The sequence below is a fragment of the Yersinia sp. KBS0713 genome (genome assembly GCF_005937895.2).
Classification (GTDB): domain Bacteria; phylum Pseudomonadota; class Gammaproteobacteria; order Enterobacterales; family Enterobacteriaceae; genus Yersinia; species Yersinia bercovieri.
The window spans coordinates 1,769,017-1,787,411 of record NZ_CP042173.1 but is presented as its reverse complement, the minus strand read 5'-3'; the positions used below and the strand labels follow the sequence as shown (position 1 = coordinate 1,787,411).

Sequence of the window (18,395 nt, the reverse complement as noted above, 5' to 3'; positions counted from 1 at the left end):
TTCCCCCACTCCTGCCGATACCCTGTGCTCGGATAGTCGACGTGAACTTAACGCGACAGGGCCGAAGGTATTTCTGATGACTTTGAAATGTTGTTGCCTTTGGAAACTCACAGGAAAAGGATTATGTGGTTTTACAGATTTAAGCACGCTTTTATTGCGCTGTTGCTCCCATGGATACTGGTTGTGGCCACCCAACTAGCAGGACGAGTCTATCTGCTAACAGACTATGGTGACCCCGAGTCACTGGCTGGTTTATCGACTGACGTACAGCGTATGTTTTTCATCGGTGGGCTGTTTGATGTTCGCATCGCCAGCTTGATGTTTGTTCCCTGCTTATTAATTGCGGGTCTGCTGGCGCTCAATAAAAGCAGCTTTCACCTCTGGCAGCGTTTTTGGCCCTGGTTTGCCACCCTCCTGGGCACCCTCGTCACCATACTCACCGTGGGAAACATTTTCTATTACGCGACCTATCAGCGGCCGATTGATATCTTTATTTTCGGGCTGGCGGAAGATGATACCGTCGCGGTGCTAAAAACCCTGTGGAGTGACTATCCGGTTATTCGCAGCGTGATTTGCCTAACGCTGTTTGTGGTCGCAATTTTGTGGATCTGTCGCCGCTGGCAGCAAAAAATTAGCAGTTGGCCTGAACAACGCAGCTGTATCGCCGTGGCCGCCATTTCAACGCTGGTTATTCTGGCCGCCAGTTTTATCGGCACACGCGGCTCTCTGGGAACCTTTCCGCTTCGACAGTCAGATGCCCAGGTTTCAGATGTTAACTTATTGAATATGCTGACGCCGAGCGGCCCAATGGCCCTGACCTGGGCGGTTAAGGCCCATCGTGAATATAGCAATTTCCCTCCAGCCACCAACCAGCAGGGGGAAGAGCTACTTAGTCAGTTTTTAGCTCAGCCCACCGAGGCGAGTTTCAAGCCATTTATGGCGAAAACGCTCCCTAACCCTATCGCGAAAAAATCCCCACCTAATGTTGTTTTCACCGTGATGGAGAGTATGGGCTATCACCTTGAAGAGTATGACCGCCCGGATCGTGACCTATTCGGCGCACTAAAACAGCACTGGCAAACTGACTGGCGCTTTAGCCGTTTTATCTCCGAAGGGAATGGCACTATTGATAGCCTAAGCCGCTTCTTTGTCCGCAGCCCAAACAGTAACATTAGCCAGTCCTACGCTCAAGATACTGATTTTTCGAGCAATATGTTTAAGCCCTTTCTGGCTAACGGCTATAAAATCATTTTCGTCACTTCAGGTAACGGCTCCTGGCGCAATCTGAATCAGTTCCTGCCTCACTTAGGCGTCAGTGAATTTGTTGAACAAAACGGTTTGAAAAAGCGCTATCCAGAAGCCGAAGCCAGCACCTGGGGTGTCCCTGATGAATTTATGTTCCGCTACATCAAAGAGCGTTTAGCTCAGGCCGACAAAGTGGGTGAGCACGTCTTGATCATGTCAATGTCGACTACCCATCATCCGCCATTCAAAGCGCCTAATAGCTATGCGAAGACCGATATCAAATTGTCCGATGCGGAAAAACTGCGGCTGAGCAATCTGGCTAGCGGTAAGCAGCTGGATGAGGTATTCCATACCCTGCGTTACACCAATGATCAACTAGGGCAATTTATCAGTTGGGTAAAAAAGCAGCCATTAGGTGAGCACACGATTATTGCCGCGACGGGTGACCATAATATTCGTGGTATCAGCTATCCTGACAACAGAGAACTGGCCCTTAGCCGCGCAGTTCCATTCTATCTTTATGTCCCTCAGGGCTATCGTCAGAACCGCCATTTTGATGCATCCCGTGTGGGCAGCCATAAAGATATCTGGCCGACGTTGTATCAACTTAGCCTGTCAGAAGCCCCCTACTACCGGACCGGTTGCGATTTACTGTCTGAAAAGCCGGATGCGCTCTGGTGTCAGGGCTACAACCCTGAACTGTTGATCACTGAGCAAGGGAGTTTCACTTTAGCGGGCAAAGGGGAGTTCCATCCCTGGGCCGATAAACAGGGGCTATTACTGGGCGCCGCTCAACCAATGGACGCGGAACAGGAGAAAACCTTTAATCGGTGGCAAGCATTTACTCCGCTACTGTCATGGCAATTAAACAAACAGGTTCAGGAGTTGAAATAGCTGAAATAGCTGAAATAGCTGAAATAGAAAATAGAAAGCAGCTGTGAGGGTGGCAATAATGTTTATATCTGCACTATTGCCATCAAATGGCTTTGTTGAATAAATCGAACTTTTACTGAGTTAAAGGATCAGATCACGCATCATCCGGCAACACTGGTCGTCCCATGACAAAGCAGAAGTTTAAAGTCACTAACTGGCGCAACTACAACAAGGCCCTCATCAACCGCGGGGACGGCCTCAGCACTATTCTGATCTCGCCATCACCACTGTCCTGGTCGTTAAACGTGTATTCCGCCTGACCCTGCGAGCCGCACAGGGCTTTATTGATTCCATTTTTGCCATGATGGATGTTCCTCTTCGCTGTCCGGATTACACCGGTGTCAGCAAGCGGGCAAAGTCGGTTAATGTCAGTTTTAAAACGCCCACCCGGGGTGAAATTGCGCATCTGGTTATCGACACCACCGGCTTAAAAGTCTTCGGTGAGGGGGAGTGGAAAGTCAAAAAGCACGGCAAAGAGCGCCGTCGTATCTGGCGAAAACTGCATCTGGCTGTTGATGCGAGTACGCATGAAGTCATCTGCGCGGACCTGTCGCTGAACAACGTCACGGACGCTGAAGCTTTCCCGGGACTTATCCGGCAGACCCACCGAAAAATCAGGTCAGCGGCGGCGGACGGAGCTTACGATACACGGCGATGTCATGACGAACTACGTCGCAAGAAAATCAGCGCGCTCATTCCTCCCCAGAAGGGAGCTGGCTACTGGTCAGGTGAGTATGCAGACCGTAATCGTGCTGTTGCGAATCAACGGCTGAGCGGGAGCAATGCACGGTGGAAATGGACAACAGATTACAACCGTCGGTCGATAGCGGAAACGGCGATGTACAGTATAAAGCAGTTGTTCGGTGGTTCGCTGACGTTGCGTGACTACGATGGTCAGGTTGCAGAGGCTTTGGCCATGGTGCGTGCGCTGAACAAAATGACGAAGGCAGGCATGCCAGAAAGCGTGCGTATTATCTGACAACTGCAACCGGCTACGAAGATGCTTGCCCAAAATCTGATTTATTCAACAAAGCCACGCGGGGTCATCAATTTATTCAAAGGGTTGTCTTGGCACTATAAAACCAATAGCCCATGCCGATTTGGTAAAAAGCTGATCATCAGCAATCTAGTCAGTTGCAACCGATGGGGCTTTACCCTGAACCACGGTTCCCGGCGAGACCAGTTGGCAGACCTGGAACGCATGTTGTATTTGCTGGACAGTAAGGCTATCCCGGATAACCGGGGCGATGTGACAACTCGGCTGTATGAACATATGAGTGCCAATCCGCATATAGCGAAAGTTTATGAAGACGATTACTTTTCGATAAAATACTTTATGAAGGGCTCAGCGCATCTGACATTTAGGAAGCCTGAATTGATTGGTAAGATGAATGATATCGTGGCGAAACATTACCCAGGCTTGCTGCCGGAACGTACAGCCAGGTAATGCGAACTCCTTTTTACTTTCTTTGTATGGCTGGCTGACAAGTACGTCTGGCGGATCATAAAACCTCTGTAGAAAACTGAAGCGATAGCCCAGATCTTACCGGGTATGTTGAAGGTCAGGCTAATCGAGTTGATCACACGTTAATTAGCATTTGACTTAACTTAGCTTAAAAGGCAATATTTCTCTATAGAGGAGTATTCTGTGTTTAATGTAATTTTACATGATGAAGTGCCTGATGAAATAGCAGGTTTACCGCCAGTCATCAGGGCTAAAATGATCCGCCTGATTGATAAGCTTAAAATGAATGCCACGGCATTACGAGAGCCCGACAGCAAACCCGTCAGAGACGGTTTGTTTGAACTCAGAACGATGGGAACCGATATTGCCAGGGGATTGTATGTTTATCAGAAAGGAAAAAATATCTATCTGCTGCGCGTGTTCATCAAGAAAACGCAGAAATTACCGTCAGGGGAGATAACCCTCGCGTTTGAGCGATTAGAGGAGATGCTATATGACAAAAGTTAAAGGCATTGCCTGGGATACCGTCAGGGCTGATTTAATGTCTGACCCAGAAGTACAAGCCGCTTATGAAGCCGAAGAGCGTAAAGAGCGTTTACAGATCATGCTGGCAGAATGGCGTCGCCATGCAGGATTAACCCGTGCACAGGTTGCAGAACGCATGGGGGTAACGCCGCCCACTGTTTCTCGCATGGAGTCTAATATCGTTAAAGCGAGCCTTGACACATTGGTCAGGTATGCCCATGCATGCGGTATTAAACATCCTCAGATTACATTATAGTTGATGTTCAGGGTGGTTCCGTGATGCGGCCCCCCCTGAATGATATGTAATATTCTCGCAGGAGAAAAAATCATCAAACCTATTCCCTTTTTGATGCAAAACATTCCGGGGGCCTTAACGGGGGCCTCTACATTTATCGAATACAATAATATCGTTTAATAACAACGCATAATGTAGTTTATTTCGATTCCGGCACCATTTAGAGAAACCAGCTTAACGGCTGGTTTTTTGCTTTCTGGCGTTTGACTCTCCATCGAACGCCGTTCGATTATTCGCCCTGCCAGCAGGACTCACCCCTTCGGGGCCGTCGCAAGCGACGTTCAACACCGCTGCGCGGGTTGTCCGAGATCGACGCATTCCTGCTTAAGCTCATAATAATGGCAACCCCTAAATAGATAGTATATTCTAATAGACTTTCAAAATTCGAATCCGGTAATCCATGGTTTCAGTAAAACTTCATGATGGACAGACATTCAGTTCCGACCTTGGCACTTCGCTGCTGGACAGCGCCAAAGCAGCGGGCATTACATTGGAATACAGCTGTCGCACGGGTCGTTGCGGCGTGTGCAAAGCCACCGTACTCAGCGGTGATACTGAAGCTCACAGGGAAGAAACGTCACTGACTACCGAGGAAATTGCAGCGGGAGTGATTCTTACCTGCTGCCGCCATGCCATAAGCGATGTCGAGATTGATGCCGAAGACATTGGCGCTCTGGGCGACATCGAGGTCAAAACTCTCCCTTGCCGCATTGATACGATCACCCGTTTGGCTGATAACGTTGTGGAAGTACTCTTGCGAGTGCCTCCCGCCAGCAAGCTGCATTACCTTCCGGGTCAATATCTGGATGTGATCGGTGATGGCGGCCTGCGTCGCAGCTACTCTATTGCCAATGCCCCACGCACCGACGGTAAGCTGGAACTGCAGATCCGCGAAGTCGAACAAGGCGCGATGTCAAGATACTGGTTCGGCAGCGCCAAACCGAATGATCTACTTCGTCTAGAAGGCCCACTCGGCACCTTCTGCTTGCGAGACAAAGACGCCAGCACAATCGTGTTTCTCGCTACTGGCACCGGTATTGCGCCAGTGAAGGCGATGCTTGAGCAACTGCTAAACAACCCGGCTCTGGCAGAAGGTAAGAAAATTCTCATATACTGGGGCGGGCGTACCGTAGATGATATTTATTGGGCCCCCCATTTCGAGAGTCTGAACGCGGTGTTTATTCCGGTATTGTCGCGAGCCGGCGCGGACTGGCAGGGGCGTACAGGCTACGTACAGAACGTCCTGCTGGATGATGGAATCGACCTCACTAAGGCGGTGGTTTACGCCTGTGGTTCGGAAAGCATGATTCATTCCGCCCGCGAAGCACTGACTATTGCTGGGTTACCTGTGAAACACTTTTACTCCGATGCATTCGTGAGTTCGAACTAATACTAATAAGGAACGGTTATGAAAGCGGTCATTCTGGCTGGTGGGCTCGGCACGCGTTTAAGCGAAGAAACCGGTACGCGGCCGAAGCCTATGGTTAAAATCGGCGGCAAGCCGATTCTGTGGCACATCATGAAAATGTACTCTTCCCATGGCATCAATGATTTCATCATTTGCTGTGGCTACAAGGGTTACATGATCAAGGAATACTTCGCTAACTACTTCCTGCATACGTCGGACATCACGTTCAACATGCGCGAAAACACCATGAAGATTCACGATCAGCGTGCTGAAGACTGGCATGTGACATTGGTCGACACGGGCGAAACGTCGATGACCGGTGGCCGCCTGCGCCGTGTGGCAGACTATGTGCGCGATGAAGAGGCTTTTTGCTTCACCTACGGTGATGGCGTGGGAAGCATGGACATCAGCGCTGCCGTCGCCTTCCACAAGAGCCACGGCAAAGCTGCCACGCTCACCGCGACTTTTCCACCAGGCCGCTTTGGCGCGCTGGATATGAATGAAGGCCAAGTTCTGAACTTCAAGGAAAAACCTAAAGGCGATGGCGCCATGATCAATGGCGGCTTCTTTGTGCTTTCTCCTCAGGTGCTAGATTACCTAGAAGGGGACAGCACGGTCTGGGAACAGGGCCCGCTGATGAGCCTCGCCGAACAGGGCCAACTGATGGCCTTCGAGCACCCGGGCTTCTGGCAACCGATGGACACCCTGCACGACAAAAATCTGCTTGAGAAGTTGTGGCAGAGCGGCAACGCACCTTGGAAAACCTGGGACTGAGAACGATATGAAAGCTTCTGTCTCCGCTGACTTCTGGAAAGGTAAAAAGGTCTTCCTCACCGGTCATACTGGTTTCAAGGGTAGTTGGCTGGCTTTATGGCTACAGGACATGGGTGCTCAGGTGAAAGGCTTTGCCTTAGCGCCGCCAACTACGCCTTCATTGTTCGAACAGGCACAGGTTGAAAGGGGTATAGAGTCGCAGATAGGCGACATTCGTGACCTACATGCCGTTACTGATAGCATGGTTGCCTTCAATCCAGACATACTGATTCACATGGCGGCTCAACCGCTGGTTAGACTGTCGTACCGCGAGCCTGTCGAAACCTACTCCACCAACGTCATGGGCACCGTTCATGTGTTGGAGGCCGCGCGTAAGTGTCCCGCCCTACGTGCTATCGTGAATGTCACCACCGACAAATGTTACGAGAACCAAGAATGGGAATGGGGCTATCGCGAGAATGAACCCATGGGTGGCCACGATCCGTACAGCAACAGTAAGGGCTGTGTGGAATTGGTCACCAGTGCTTATCGCAACTCATTCTTTAATACCGAACACTCCGCTGCATTGGCCTCGGCACGCGCCGGCAATGTCATCGGGGGAGGCGATTGGGCCGACGACCGGTTGATTCCGGACATCCTGCGTGCTGTCGAACAGAGCAAGCCCGTTGTCGTGCGTAACCCGAAGGCCACCCGCCCTTGGCAGCACGTACTTGAGCCGCTAAGCGGTTACCTTGTTCTGGCCCAACACCTATGGGAGCATGGCCAATCATTTGCTCAGGGCTGGAACTTCGGTCCTCGCGACGAAGATGCTCAACCAGTCGAATGGATACTCGATCACATGGTGCAGGCCTGGGGGGATGGCGCTAGCTGGCAGCTTGACAGCGACCCGCAACCGCACGAAGCACGCTATTTAAAACTGGATATATCCAAGGTCCGCACTCACCTGAAGTGGGAACCAACATGGGGCTTGGAGACGACACTCACTCGCATCGTCAACTGGCATCGCGCCTGGTTGCAGAGCGATGACATGCATGCCCGTTGCATCGAAGAAATCAATAGCTACATGGCAGCTATGCCACTGGCACTTAACCGATAATTAGATTGAACAGGAAATACTATGACCCCCGATATGCTCCGTCAGGAAATCAGCCAACTCGTTGAGCGCTACGCCCAAACTGCCTTGGCGGCTAAACCTTTTGTCGGGGGCGAAACTGTCATCCCTCCATCGGGTAAAGTAATCGGCGCACGTGAACTGCAACTGATGGTTGAGGCCTCGCTGGACGGCTGGCTGACCACTGGTCGTTTCAACGCTGAATTCGAGAAGAAACTAGCTGCGTTTTTGGGCGTGAACTACCTGCTGACCGTGAACTCAGGTTCTTCGGCCAACTTGGTTGCGTTCAGCACCCTAACTTCACCGAAACTGGGTGATCGTGCAATCAAAAAAGGCGACGAAGTCATTGGCGTTGCTGCGGGTTTCCCGACTACTGTTAACCCGATCGTTCAGTTCGGCGCGATCCCTGTGTTCGTCGATGTTGAAATGAACACCCACAACATCAATGCAGACTTGATCGAAGCCGCCATCACGCCGAAGACCAAGGCCATCATGCTCGCTCACACCTTGGGCAACCCATTCAATCTGAGCAAGGTGAAAGCACTGTGTGAAAAGTACAACCTGTGGCTGGTCGAAGATTGCTGTGACGCGCTGGGCGCGACATACGACGGCAAAATGGTCGGTACCTTTGGCGATATCGCCACGCTCAGCTTCTACCCTGCCCACCACATCACCATGGGTGAAGGTGGCGCTGTGTTTACGAACAACGCTCAACTGAGACTGATCGCCGAGTCGTTCCGTGATTGGGGCCGTGACTGCTATTGCGCGCCAGGTTGCGACGACACCTGCGGCAATCGTTTCGGACAGAAATTCGGTAGCCTGCCACAAGGTTACGATCACAAGTATGTGTACGCACACTTGGGCTACAACCTGAAAATCACTGACATGCAAGCCGCCTGCGGCTTGGCCCAGTTGGAAAGCGCGCCGACATTCATCGAGACCCGCAAGCGCAACTTCAAGCTACTGAAAGAGCGTTTGTCCAGCCTCAGCGCCTTCTTGGAAATCGCCGAGCCTACGCCTAACAGTGACCCATCTTGGTTCGGTTTCCCAGTGACCTTGAAAGAAACTGCAGGCGTTAAGCGTGTAGACTTGCTAAAGTTTCTTGATCAACACAAGATCGGCACTCGGCTTCTTTTCGCAGGCAACCTGACTCGCCAGCCGTACTTCCATGATGTGGAATTCCGCGTGGTGGGCGAACTGACCAACACCGATCGCACCATGAACCAGACCTTCTGGCTGGGCGTACAACCGTCGTTGGGTCAGGAACATTTCGATTACGTTGGTGAAAAACTGGAAGAGTTCTTCGGGATCGGTTTCTAACTTATGAAAGCATCAGATGCAGTAGCAAAAGTCCTAGCGGACACCCAAGTCATTTATGGTTTTGAGCTCATTGGTGGAATGATCACCCATTTGGTGGATAGCATTAACTTGCTTGGCAAAACCAAATTGGTATCAATGCACCATGAGCAAGGCGCCGCCTTCGCTGCATCTGCTGTCGCACGTGCGACAAATCACAAAGTGATGGGCGTGGCATTGGGCACTAGTGGCCCAGGTGCCACGAACTTGATCACGGGAATTGCCGATTGCTGGCTGGACAGCCACCCGTGTCTGTTCCTGACCGGCCAGGTCAATACGCATGAGCTCAAAGGGGAACGGGCCATCCGTCAACAGGGTTTTCAAGAGCTCGATAGCGTCGCGTTGGTGAAGAGTATCACCAAGTATGCTCATCAAGTCGGGCACATTGATGAACTGATTCCCTGCTTGCTCAAAGCGATTACCATCGCTCGATCAGGTCGCCCAGGCCCTGTATTGCTGGACATACCCATGGACATCCAGCGAGCCGAGGTGGACGAGGCAGTATTGGATGAATTATTAAGCGTCTGGGCCTACGAGTCTTCGTTGGCACCGGAGCAAAGCGCCCCGTACGACGATGTATGGGCGTTGTTGGAAAAAGCGCAGAAACCCGTTTTCCTTATTGGTGGCGGCGCAGTAAATGTACCTGGGTTCAGCCAATGGTTGAGCGAGGTCAGTAAACTGGGCATCCCTCACGTCGCAAGCCTTAAGGGTGCCGAGAAACTACCTGCCAGCGAGCATTACCTTGGAATGCTGGGGGCCTATGGCACCCGAGCGGCTAATTATGCAGTGCAGAACTGCGACCTGTTGATCGTGTTCGGCAGCCGCATGGATGTGCGCCAAACCGGCGCAAAGACGGAAACCTTCGCGCACAATGCGCATATCGTGCAGTTCGATCTGGACGCTGCCCAGTTGGATAACAGGGTAAAAGCGCAACAGTCGATCAATGCCAACCTTGAGGCGGTATTTGCCTCTTTCGTCACCCATGCTCCAAACCTACGATCCGTCCCCACTGCTTGGCAAACGCACCTAGCGCAGGTGTTCGAGCAGTCGTTCAAGGACGAGTATACGGACTGGAGTATCAGCCCTTTCAAACTGTTCAGTACCCTCAACGAGCTGGCTGAAGGCCAAGCGCTAGATTACGTCGTCGATGTGGGCAACAACCAGATGTGGGCCGCGCACACCTTGCGCCTAGGCTCTCGTCAGGCTATGCACCATTCTGGTGGCCTAGGTACGATGGGCTTTGCCATTCCCTCTGCGGTGGGTGCCTGTATCGCTGGTGGCAAGCCAGTTGTGGTGATTACTGGTGATGGCGGCGCCCAACTGAATATTCAAGAGCTGGATATCATCGCCCGTGAGCGTCTCCCCATTCTCACGGTGGTATTGAACAACCATTCCCTAGGCATGGTACGAGGCTTTCAGGAAATGTATTTCGAGGGTCGTAACTCCTCCACTTACTGGGATGGCTACACATCGCAATTCCAAGCACTGGGTGCTGCCTATGGCATCGATTCGCGGAGCTTGAGCGACCTGGAAACCTTCAAGGCAGCGGTGTCTGAGTTCCTAGCGAGTGGAAAGCCGATGCTGCTTGAGGTATTGATGCCAGATGCGCGAGAGTGCCGACCACGTCTGGAGTTCGGCCGTCCCATCAACGAACAGTCGCCGCTACTGGAGCTGGGTCAATGAGACTCGCCATCCTAGGAGCGAGCAGCCATATCGCCAAGGACCTGATAGCCAGCATTCCGTCGACGACTTATCAGTGCACCCTGTTCGTCCGCGCGTCCAGCACGTTGGATGCCGAGCTTCAAGAGACTGCGGCGCGCAAGGGGTTTGCCGTCGTCACCTACGACAGTTTTGATGATAGCGACCAGTTCGACGCGATCATCAATTTCGTTGGCGTAGGCGATCCGGCCAGAGCGTTACAAATGGGTCAAGCCATTTTTACCGTCACCGAACACTATGACAACCTTGCCTTGGCCTATCTGCGCAGCCACCCTGAGTGCAAATACATCTATCTCAGTAGCGGCGCCGCCTATGGTTCCAATTTTGCAGCCCCGGTCACAGAGACCTCGACGGCAGTTTTTCCAATCAATGCCCTATTGCCCCAGCACTGGTATGGCGCTGCCAAATTCCAGACTGAGTGTCGTCATCGAGCACTGCCGGATGCGGCTATCGTCGATGTTCGTGTATTCAGCTATTTCAGTCATCGTCAGGCGCGCGAGGCACGGTTCTTCCTTAGTGACATCCTAAGGGCACTGCATGCGGGGACGGTTCTGGAAGTTGCACCGGATGACATGCTGCGAGACTACCTTACCCCTGCTGACTTCATGCAGTTAATCGACCGAATACTGCAAGCGCCTGCATGCAACAGTGCTGTGGACTGTTACAGCCTCGCGCCCGTAGGGAAATTTGAGTTGCTCGCAGCTTTGGGCGAGCAGTTCGGTCTGAACTTTACGATTGTCGGTGAGCAGTCTCAGGTGAATGCCACAGGCCAAAAGGCTCATTACTATTCGTACAATCGCAAGGCCGAGCAATTATTCGGCTATGTACCCACCGATTCTTCGCTGAGCGGTGTGATGCATGAGATCAGGCAGGCACTGCATGCAGAAGACTGAAAAAGCATGCCCACGGATTAGCGCACTTCTAGAGGTAAAGCTGGTCCGTTTTTTGTTGGTGGGGGTGATGAATGCAGCGTTCGGTTACGGCTGTTTTGCTGCCTTTCTCTACCTCGGTCTGCATTACAGCATGGCTCTACTACTGGCCACGATCCTCGGCGTCTTGTTCAACTTTAAAAGCATCGGTGCCTTGGTGTTTGGCTCGAAAAAAAATAGTCTCATCTTCCGTTTCGTGGCTGGGTATATCGTTGTTTACGGTGCCAACGTAGCAGGTATTGCTGCGCTTACATCACTGGGCGCGACCCCCTATTTAGCTGGCATCGCATTAATTGTGCCGATGGCTCTACTCTCATTTGTCATTAATAACAGGTATATATTCAATCATGCGTAAACTCATCAGCATAGTGACACCTTGCTACAACGAAGAAGCCAATATTGATGAACTTTACCAGCGCATCGTCGACGTTATGGCACGTCTTGACTACGATTACGAACATATCTTCATCGACAACTGCTCAACTGATAACAGCCTCGTCAAGTTGCGTGCATTGGCGGCCCAAGACAAGCGGGTAAAGCTCATCCTGAACGCGCGAAACTTCGGCCATATCCGCTCGCCGTACTATGCTTTGCTTCAGGCTCGGGGCGATGCCGCAATATTGATTGCCTCTGACCTGCAAGACCCGCCCGAAATGATCGAAGAGTTCGTGAAAAAGTGGGAGGAGGGCTTCAAGACAGTCATGGCGGTGAAACCGGAAAGTGAAGAGTCGCGCCTAATGTTCTTCGCACGCCGTATCTACTATCGCTTCGTCACGCGTATCTCCGAAGTGCCGTTGGTGCAGAATGCCACGGGAGCGGGTCTATTCGACCGGGCCGTTCTGGACATACTGAAGAAGATTGACGACCCTTATCCCTATTTCCGTGGTCTGCTGTGTGAGATAGGCTTCCCGATCGCGACCGTGCCATTCAAGCAACCGCGGCGCATGCGCGGCATAACCAAGAACAATTTCTACACGTTGTATGACATTGCCATGCTGGGTATTACCAATCACTCCAAAGTGCCGCTACGGCTGATGGTGATAGGCGGCGCAATGCTCGCAGGATTAAGCCTGTTGGCCGCATTTGGGTTCTTGATCGCGAAGTTGGTATTCTGGAACTCCTTCCAAATGGGTATCGCGCCATTGCTCATTTCTTTGTTCTTTTTCAGCTCGGTACAGATCCTGTTCTTGGGGATGCTTGGGGAGTACTTGGGATCGGTTCACACCAAAATCCGCAATATGCCGTTAGTCATCGAAAGCGAACGCGTTAATTTTGACTAACCACCCTGGGGAATGCATTGAAATCTCTAATTAAACCAAGTGCCCATAGTGAAACTGAGATGAGTGCTTATCCAACATGGCGGATGACGTTTGCTGCCGACTGGAAGCTGATAATCATCGGGATGATTGCGACTTTCTTCCTCGCAAGTATTTTCATGAGTGGCCTGCCCGACGGCTTGATACCCAACCTGACAACCCCCTATGCCTATTCGGATGATGGATTGTTCCATGCTTGGATGGCGCAAAGAGTCACGGAAGGCTGGCTGTTCGATAACGTCCGAAGTGGTTATCCATTCGGTTCAAGCTTCCGAGACTTCCCAGGCTCAGATTCTGGCGCTCACTTATTGATCAAAGTATTCGCGTTGATGAGTGGCGACTGGGTAGGTGGCGTGAATCTTTTCTTTTTATTTGGATTTGCTTCCTGCTTCGTTGCCACCTACGTGACCGCTCGGGCTTTCTCTCTGAATCGCAGTTTTGCCGTGGCGATGAGCGTCCTTTACGCATTTGCCTCCTTCCACTTCTTTCGGTTAGGGCATCTTTTTTACACTTGGTATTTTGTCGCCCCGCTGTTTTTCTATCTGGCATTAGATATCTATCTGACCCGCGGACCTACCTATTACACAGGACTTAAATCGACGCTTCGCAAACTCGTGGCGTCCGCTGTAGGCATGCTGGTTCTCGCCTCCTTCGGGGTGTATTACGCTTTGTTCGGGGTGATTATTCTCGCCACAGCCGGTGTCATGAACGCTATCAAATCTCGAAGCTCCCACGGTGCGAAAAAAGCGGCGCTACTCATCAGTGCAACCATTTTGGGCGTGATGTTAAACATCGCGCCTAACGTACTTGGGACTTATAAGGACGGTCCTAACCCGGAGATGGCTCAGCGTTCAATTGTCGAATCTGAAGTCTATGGGCTGAAGATGATGCAGTTGTTGATGCCACGGGCGGACCACCGGATTTCACAATTTAGAGAGATTGCCCAGAAGTATCAACAAACCCCCTTAGTCAACGAAAATGCTACTGCCTCGTTGGGTATCATCGGTGCTGCGGGCTTTATGATGGCGTTGTTTTACCTAATCTTCATCCCTGCACGGACGGGATCCGATGATAGGCTTCGCCTTCTGGCGGTCACGACATTTGTGCTGTTCCTGTTTGCAACTGTAGGCGGCTTAGGTTCGCTATTTGCGATGGTCATTTCCCCGTTGATAAGGGGTTGGAATAGAGACAGCATTTTCATCGCTTGCGGCGCCCTACTTTTCTTCTTCATCTCGCTCCAGCTTTTATTGCAGAAGAAAGCACCACGGTTTGCCAATCAGTCGGTAGCCATTGCAGTAGTACTGTTATTCGTGGGTATGTACGACCAAACCTTGCCAATCCGCAAAAACTATAATTCGCCCGTTAAGGCTTGGTTCGATAACGACAGAGACTTTATCCAATCTATCGAAAAAGCGCTCCCTGCGGGGGGTGCGGTTTATCAGTTGCCTTACATAGGCTTTCCTGAAACACCGATAATGCACCGCTTACGCAGTTACCAAATGATGGCTGGTGTGCTGCATTCGAAAGACCTGCATTGGAGCTACGGCGGTACGAAGGGGCGGCCAGGTGATTTGTTCTATCGTGCGCTGGGAAAAGAGCCAATGTCGCATCAGATTGAGGTCATCCGCAAACTCGGCTTCGATGGCATTTATATCGATCGTCGCGGCTATGCAGACAACGGCGAAGCGATTATTAAAGAATTATCTCAGTTGCTACAACAACCGCCGCTGCTTCAGAGTGACAACAAAGAATTGGTATTCTATAAGCTGGATAACAGCGCGCATCCAGACTTGGCAAGTCTGACAGCAAAGCAAATTCAGCGAGAGGCAGGGTACATTGCAGACGCTTTAGGCCCACGCTACAGCGCAGACTTGATGAGCGGAATAGACTTTACCCGAGCCGGCTTGCCTGACTTTATAGACGACGCCCAAGGTCTGTATGGGCTCGAGCCGTGGGGACGCTGGTCATCCCAACAAGCCGTTTTCAAATTTACCGACCCACTGCCGCAGAAATTCTCTCTTATACTGAATGCTCGAGCTTTTGGCGCGCAGGATCATGAACCGACTCTCGTCAGGATAGGCAGTCGTGAATACCGTATTCCGCTCACTACAGGTGCCTCTGAAATCCGTCTGGATGTTGACCTCGAAGGTGAGAGCGCCGATAGCATCACTTTCATCCCACCCAAAGCGGTATCGCCTATGCAGCTTACCGGAAGCTCGGATTATCGGATTCTTGGTATCGGTTTCGTATTAATGCGAATAATCCAATGACAAAGTCGACCTGAGGCATGAATCGGTATTATTGAGTGTGAGCAGTTTTATTGCCAAAGTAAGAAAATATAAAGCGCAGCTATTTCATTGGATAGCTGGCTTTGTTGAATAAATCAGATTTTGGGCAAGCATCTTCGTAGCCGGTTGCAGTTGTCAGATAATACGCACGCTTTCTGGCATGCCTGCCTTCGTCATTTTGTTCAGCGCACGCACCATGGCCAAAGCCTCTGCAACCTGACCATCGTAGTCACGCAACGTCAGCGAACCACCGAACAACTGCTTTATCCTGTACATCGCCGTTTCCGCTAAGGCTATCCCCGATAATCGGGGCGATGTGACAACTCGGCTTTATGCGCTGATCAGTGCCAATCCGCATATAGCGAAAGTTTATGAAGACGATTACTTTTCGATAAAATACTTTATGAAGGGCTCAGCGCATCTGACATTTAGGAAGCCTGAATTGATTGATAAGATGAATGATATCGTGGCGAAACACTATCCACAGATGCTTTCGACAAAAATTTAGCAGCATCTAAATTCGATACTCTCAGAACCGATTGACCCGATTTCTATCAAGCCGAATTGTGGGTACTTATCTTCATCGCAGACTGTATCTATCCTAATCTCAATCAATTCAGTCTAATCACAGCGAATGGGACATGGCATACCCGATGGCATACCAGAAAAAATCACAAACAAAAAATCCCAATCTTTTCAAGAGATTGGGATTCGAAGATGGCGGAGGAGGAGAGATTCGAACTCTCGAACGGTTACCCGTCGACGGTTTTCAAGACCGTTGCCTTCAGCCACTCGGCCACCCCTCCGCAACGGACCGAACTATAAACAGAGCACTGCCGCTTGTAAAGCTTGTTTGTGTTTAATCGGCCAAAAAGCCGCCATCTGAATATCGAGTGATGAATTAATCGTCATGACTGATGATTCGCTGCGCAACAACCCGCACTTTTATCTCGTACTGCCGCCCCTGGCAGATGAATAGAGAGATTTCTTTGGGCTGTGGGCAAATATTTGCTAAATTAGCGGCCGTTTCATTGATTTAATCACCGAGGTGATATGTTGGAGTTTGAAGGTCGGTGTATTGAGACCGACGCGCAGGGTTATCTGAAAAACAGCGCAGACTGGAGCGAAGCTTTAGCCGCGATTTTAGCTGAACAGGAGGGCATCACACTGACAGATCCTCACTGGGAAGTGGTGCGTTTTGTGCGCGCTTTTTATCAGGAATTCAATACCTCTCCCGCCATCCGTATGCTGGTTAAAGCCATGGCACAGAAATATGGTGAAGAGAGAGGTAATAGTCGATATCTCTATCGTTTATTCCCCAAAGGGCCAGCAAAACAAGCGACGAAGATTGCAGGTTTACCCAAACCCGTAAAATGTATTTAATAGGCGGCACCATTGCCGCCATGGCACCCGCCGACTGGCGAATTAATAGCGAATGTCAAATGTTGTAAACGGCGTGGTGGGATGAGGTTCGGTCAGCAAGCGATCCACCCGCGCCCCACGTGGCCCCCCCTGCTTAATCCACGCCATCAAGCTATCTACGGCTTCTTGCTCACCGTAAGCCAGCACCTCTACACTGCCATCATCACAATTTCTGGCATAACCTGTTACCCCCAGTCTCTGGGCCTGACGTTGTGTGCTATAGCGGAAACCGACCCCCTGGACGATGCCGTAAACATAGGCAGCCGTGCATATTTTTGCCATATCAACCCCTCATCAACGTGATAATTTGCATTTTCCGGCTCATACTCCGACAATACCGCTCTTTTTTAGCTAGCTGGCAGCCACTTAATTATGACCTTACGCCTGATTCTTGCCAAAGGACGTGAAAAGTCCTTACTTCGTCGCCATCCATGGATCTTCTCTGGGGCAGTTCTGCGCCTTGAAGGCGATGCCCTTCCCGGTGAAACTATCGATATCCTTGATAGCCAAGGTAAATGGCTGGCTCGCGGTGCCTACTCTCCGGAATCACAAATTCTGGCACGCGTCTGGACGTTCCAACAAGATGAAGTGATAGACCGCGAATTCTTTGTCCGCCGTCTACAGCAAGCACAGCGCTGGCGGGATTGGCTGGCACAGCGAGATGGCTTGAATGGCTACCGTCTGATTGCCGGTGAATCTGATGGCCTGCCGGGTATCACCATTGATCGCTTCCAGAATTTCCTGGTATTACAGTTGCTATCTGCCGGTGCCGAATATCAGCGGGCTGCACTGGTCAGCGCGTTGCAGCAATGCTACCCGGAATGCTCTATTTACGACCGCTCTGATGTTTCGGTACGTAAAAAAGAGGGCTTACCACTGACCCAAGGGACAGTTTGCGGCGAAATGCCCCCTGCTCTGTTGCCAATCAGCGAAAACGGTATGCAGTTATTGGTTGATATTCAGCAAGGTCATAAAACAGGCTTTTATTTGGATCAGCGCGATAGCCGCCTGGCTGCACGTCGTTACGCCGATGGCCGCCGTGTTCTGAACTGCTTCTCCTATACCGGGGCTTTTGCTGTCGCCGCGCTAATGGGCAATTGCCAACAAGTTATCAGTGTTGATACTTCGCAATCAGTGCTGGATATCGCAAAGCAAAATATTGAACTGAATCAGTTGGATATGAGCAAAACTGAGTTCGTGCGTGATGATGTGTTCCAACTGCTGCGCAATTATCGCGCACAGGGGGAGAAGTTTGACATGATCATTATGGACCCACCAAAATTTGTGGAAAATAAGAGTCAGCTGGCGAGCGCCTGTCGTGGTTATAAAGATATCAACATGTTAGCGATACAGCTATTGCGTCCGGGTGGGATCTTATTAAGCTTCTCCTGCTCAGGATTAATGCCAACAGATTTATTCCAGAAAATTTTGGCAGATGCCGCGTTAGATGCAGGCAATGATATACAATTTATAGAGCAGTTCCGTCAGGCCGCAGATCATCCGGTAATTGCAACATATCCGGAAGGTTTGTACCTAAAAGGCTTCGCTTGTCGGATAGTGTGACTTGAAATACCCCGCAACGCCCTCATATAGAAGGCAGGGTAATGTT

The 18,395-nt window shown here is 50.9% G+C and carries 15 protein-coding genes, 1 tRNA gene and 4 pseudogenes; 17 read left to right on the top strand and 3 right to left on the bottom strand.

Features of this window, described 5'->3' with window-relative positions:
- Window positions 1-123 precede the first annotated feature (123 nt).
- The 14 genes and pseudogenes from FFE93_RS08375 (at window position 124) to FFE93_RS08310 (ending at window position 15,346) form a co-directional block, all read left to right on the top strand.
- Window positions 124-2,139, top strand: a complete 2,016-nt coding sequence (locus tag FFE93_RS08375) for an LTA synthase family protein (RefSeq protein ID WP_138775026.1) — start codon at window positions 124-126, stop codon at window positions 2,137-2,139.
- Window positions 2,140-2,238: 99 nt separating this feature from the next.
- Window positions 2,239-3,157 (top strand): annotated as a pseudogene (locus tag FFE93_RS08370) (IS5 family transposase).
- A gap of 57 nt (window positions 3,158-3,214) precedes the next feature.
- A pseudogene (locus tag FFE93_RS08365) lies at window positions 3,215-3,625 on the top strand (DUF4942 domain-containing protein); the annotation flags it as partial.
- Between the two features lie 201 nt (window positions 3,626-3,826).
- Window positions 3,827-4,150: a type II toxin-antitoxin system RelE/ParE family toxin gene (locus FFE93_RS08360; protein ID WP_004722490.1), complete on the top strand. Its 324-nt coding sequence runs from the start codon at window positions 3,827-3,829 to the stop codon at window positions 4,148-4,150.
- Window positions 4,137-4,424: a helix-turn-helix domain-containing protein gene (locus tag FFE93_RS08355; RefSeq protein ID WP_012104592.1), complete on the top strand. Its 288-nt coding sequence runs from the start codon at window positions 4,137-4,139 to the stop codon at window positions 4,422-4,424. Before FFE93_RS08360 ends, FFE93_RS08355 begins: the two co-directional genes overlap by 14 nt.
- 439 nt (window positions 4,425-4,863) lie before the next feature.
- Complete coding sequence (locus tag FFE93_RS08350) at window positions 4,864-5,853, top strand: FAD-binding oxidoreductase (protein ID WP_005279585.1); 990 nt, start codon at window positions 4,864-4,866, stop codon at window positions 5,851-5,853.
- Between the two features lie 18 nt (window positions 5,854-5,871).
- Window positions 5,872-6,645, top strand: a complete 774-nt coding sequence (rfbF, locus tag FFE93_RS08345) for a glucose-1-phosphate cytidylyltransferase (protein ID WP_032899091.1) — start codon at window positions 5,872-5,874, stop codon at window positions 6,643-6,645.
- 7 nt (window positions 6,646-6,652) lie between these two features.
- Complete coding sequence (gene rfbG, locus FFE93_RS08340; protein ID WP_054872810.1) at window positions 6,653-7,741, top strand: CDP-glucose 4,6-dehydratase; 1,089 nt, start codon at window positions 6,653-6,655, stop codon at window positions 7,739-7,741.
- A 21-nt stretch (window positions 7,742-7,762) separates the two neighbouring features.
- Window positions 7,763-9,076 carry a lipopolysaccharide biosynthesis protein RfbH gene (gene rfbH, locus FFE93_RS08335; RefSeq protein WP_005279592.1) on the top strand — a complete coding sequence of 438 codons (1,314 nt, stop codon included), beginning with the start codon at window positions 7,763-7,765 and terminating at the stop codon, window positions 9,074-9,076.
- 3 nt (window positions 9,077-9,079) lie between these two features.
- The gene (locus FFE93_RS08330) at window positions 9,080-10,795 is read left to right on the top strand and encodes a thiamine pyrophosphate-binding protein (RefSeq protein ID WP_005279595.1); all 1,716 of its coding nucleotides are present in this window, start codon (window positions 9,080-9,082) and stop codon (window positions 10,793-10,795) included.
- Window positions 10,792-11,724, top strand: a complete 933-nt coding sequence (locus FFE93_RS08325) for an NAD-dependent epimerase/dehydratase family protein (RefSeq protein ID WP_049601362.1) — start codon at window positions 10,792-10,794, stop codon at window positions 11,722-11,724. The genes FFE93_RS08330 and FFE93_RS08325 overlap by 4 nt, the downstream gene beginning before the upstream one ends.
- Window positions 11,711-12,115 (top strand): GtrA family protein, encoded by a 405-nt coding sequence (locus FFE93_RS08320; protein ID WP_032899094.1) that lies wholly within the window; start codon window positions 11,711-11,713, stop codon window positions 12,113-12,115. Before FFE93_RS08325 ends, FFE93_RS08320 begins: the two co-directional genes overlap by 14 nt.
- Complete coding sequence (locus FFE93_RS08315) at window positions 12,108-13,040, top strand: glycosyltransferase family 2 protein (protein ID WP_050319164.1); 933 nt, start codon at window positions 12,108-12,110, stop codon at window positions 13,038-13,040. Before FFE93_RS08320 ends, FFE93_RS08315 begins: the two co-directional genes overlap by 8 nt.
- Window positions 13,041-13,099: 59 nt before the next feature.
- Window positions 13,100-15,346, top strand: coding sequence for a DUF7024 domain-containing protein (locus tag FFE93_RS08310; RefSeq protein WP_138775025.1), 2,247 nt, complete (start codon window positions 13,100-13,102; stop codon window positions 15,344-15,346).
- Between the two features lie 153 nt (window positions 15,347-15,499).
- On the opposite strand, the pseudogene FFE93_RS08305 reads toward FFE93_RS08310, so the two are convergent.
- Window positions 15,500-15,658, bottom strand: a pseudogene (locus tag FFE93_RS08305) (IS5/IS1182 family transposase); the annotation flags it as partial.
- Between FFE93_RS08305 and FFE93_RS08300 the strand changes: the two are divergent.
- Window positions 15,645-15,872: pseudogene (locus tag FFE93_RS08300) on the top strand (DUF4942 domain-containing protein); the annotation flags it as partial. The pseudogenes FFE93_RS08305 and FFE93_RS08300 sit on opposite strands and share 14 nt — an antisense overlap.
- 210 nt (window positions 15,873-16,082) lie before the next feature.
- Here the strand turns inward: FFE93_RS08300 and FFE93_RS08295 are convergent.
- Window positions 16,083-16,170 (bottom strand) — tRNA-Ser (locus tag FFE93_RS08295).
- A 247-nt stretch (window positions 16,171-16,417) separates the two neighbouring features.
- On the opposite strand from FFE93_RS08295, the gene tusE reads away from it, so the two are divergent.
- Window positions 16,418-16,747: a sulfurtransferase TusE gene (gene tusE / locus FFE93_RS08290; protein WP_054872809.1), complete on the top strand. Its 330-nt coding sequence runs from the start codon at window positions 16,418-16,420 to the stop codon at window positions 16,745-16,747.
- A 42-nt stretch (window positions 16,748-16,789) separates the two neighbouring features.
- On the opposite strand, the gene yccX is transcribed toward tusE, so the two are convergent.
- Window positions 16,790-17,068 carry an acylphosphatase gene (gene yccX / locus FFE93_RS08285; protein WP_054872808.1) on the bottom strand — a complete coding sequence of 93 codons (279 nt, stop codon included), beginning with the start codon at window positions 17,066-17,068 and terminating at the stop codon, window positions 16,790-16,792.
- Between the two features lie 90 nt (window positions 17,069-17,158).
- Here yccX and rlmI point away from each other — a divergent pair, with 90 nt between their 5' ends.
- Window positions 17,159-18,349 (top strand): 23S rRNA (cytosine(1962)-C(5))-methyltransferase RlmI, encoded by a 1,191-nt coding sequence (gene rlmI, locus FFE93_RS08280; RefSeq protein WP_138775024.1) that lies wholly within the window; start codon window positions 17,159-17,161, stop codon window positions 18,347-18,349.
- Window positions 18,350-18,395 lie beyond the last annotated feature (46 nt).

Excerpts from the sequence above, each read along its gene's own strand:
- FFE93_RS08350 (WP_005279585.1), top strand. The coding sequence starts at position 4,864 with ATGGTTTCAGTAAAACTTCATGATGGACAGACATTCAGTTCCGACCTT.
- rfbF (WP_032899091.1), top strand. The coding sequence starts at position 5,872 with ATGAAAGCGGTCATTCTGGCTGGTGGGCTCGGCACGCGTTTAAGCGAA.
- FFE93_RS08325 (WP_049601362.1), top strand. The coding sequence starts at position 10,792 with ATGAGACTCGCCATCCTAGGAGCGAGCAGCCATATCGCCAAGGACCTG.
- rfbH (WP_005279592.1), top strand. The coding sequence starts at position 7,763 with ATGACCCCCGATATGCTCCGTCAGGAAATCAGCCAACTCGTTGAGCGC.
- rfbG (WP_054872810.1), top strand. The coding sequence starts at position 6,653 with ATGAAAGCTTCTGTCTCCGCTGACTTCTGGAAAGGTAAAAAGGTCTTC.
- yccX (WP_054872808.1), bottom strand. The coding sequence starts at position 17,068 with ATGGCAAAAATATGCACGGCTGCCTATGTTTACGGCATCGTCCAGGGG.
- tusE (WP_054872809.1), top strand. The coding sequence starts at position 16,418 with ATGTTGGAGTTTGAAGGTCGGTGTATTGAGACCGACGCGCAGGGTTAT.
- rlmI (WP_138775024.1), top strand. The coding sequence starts at position 17,159 with ATGACCTTACGCCTGATTCTTGCCAAAGGACGTGAAAAGTCCTTACTT.
- FFE93_RS08355 (WP_012104592.1), top strand. The coding sequence starts at position 4,137 with ATGACAAAAGTTAAAGGCATTGCCTGGGATACCGTCAGGGCTGATTTA.
- FFE93_RS08320 (WP_032899094.1), top strand. The coding sequence starts at position 11,711 with ATGCAGAAGACTGAAAAAGCATGCCCACGGATTAGCGCACTTCTAGAG.
- FFE93_RS08315 (WP_050319164.1), top strand. The coding sequence starts at position 12,108 with ATGCGTAAACTCATCAGCATAGTGACACCTTGCTACAACGAAGAAGCC.
- FFE93_RS08375 (WP_138775026.1), top strand. The coding sequence starts at position 124 with ATGTGGTTTTACAGATTTAAGCACGCTTTTATTGCGCTGTTGCTCCCA.
- FFE93_RS08330 (WP_005279595.1), top strand. The coding sequence starts at position 9,080 with ATGAAAGCATCAGATGCAGTAGCAAAAGTCCTAGCGGACACCCAAGTC.
- FFE93_RS08310 (WP_138775025.1), top strand. The coding sequence starts at position 13,100 with ATGAGTGCTTATCCAACATGGCGGATGACGTTTGCTGCCGACTGGAAG.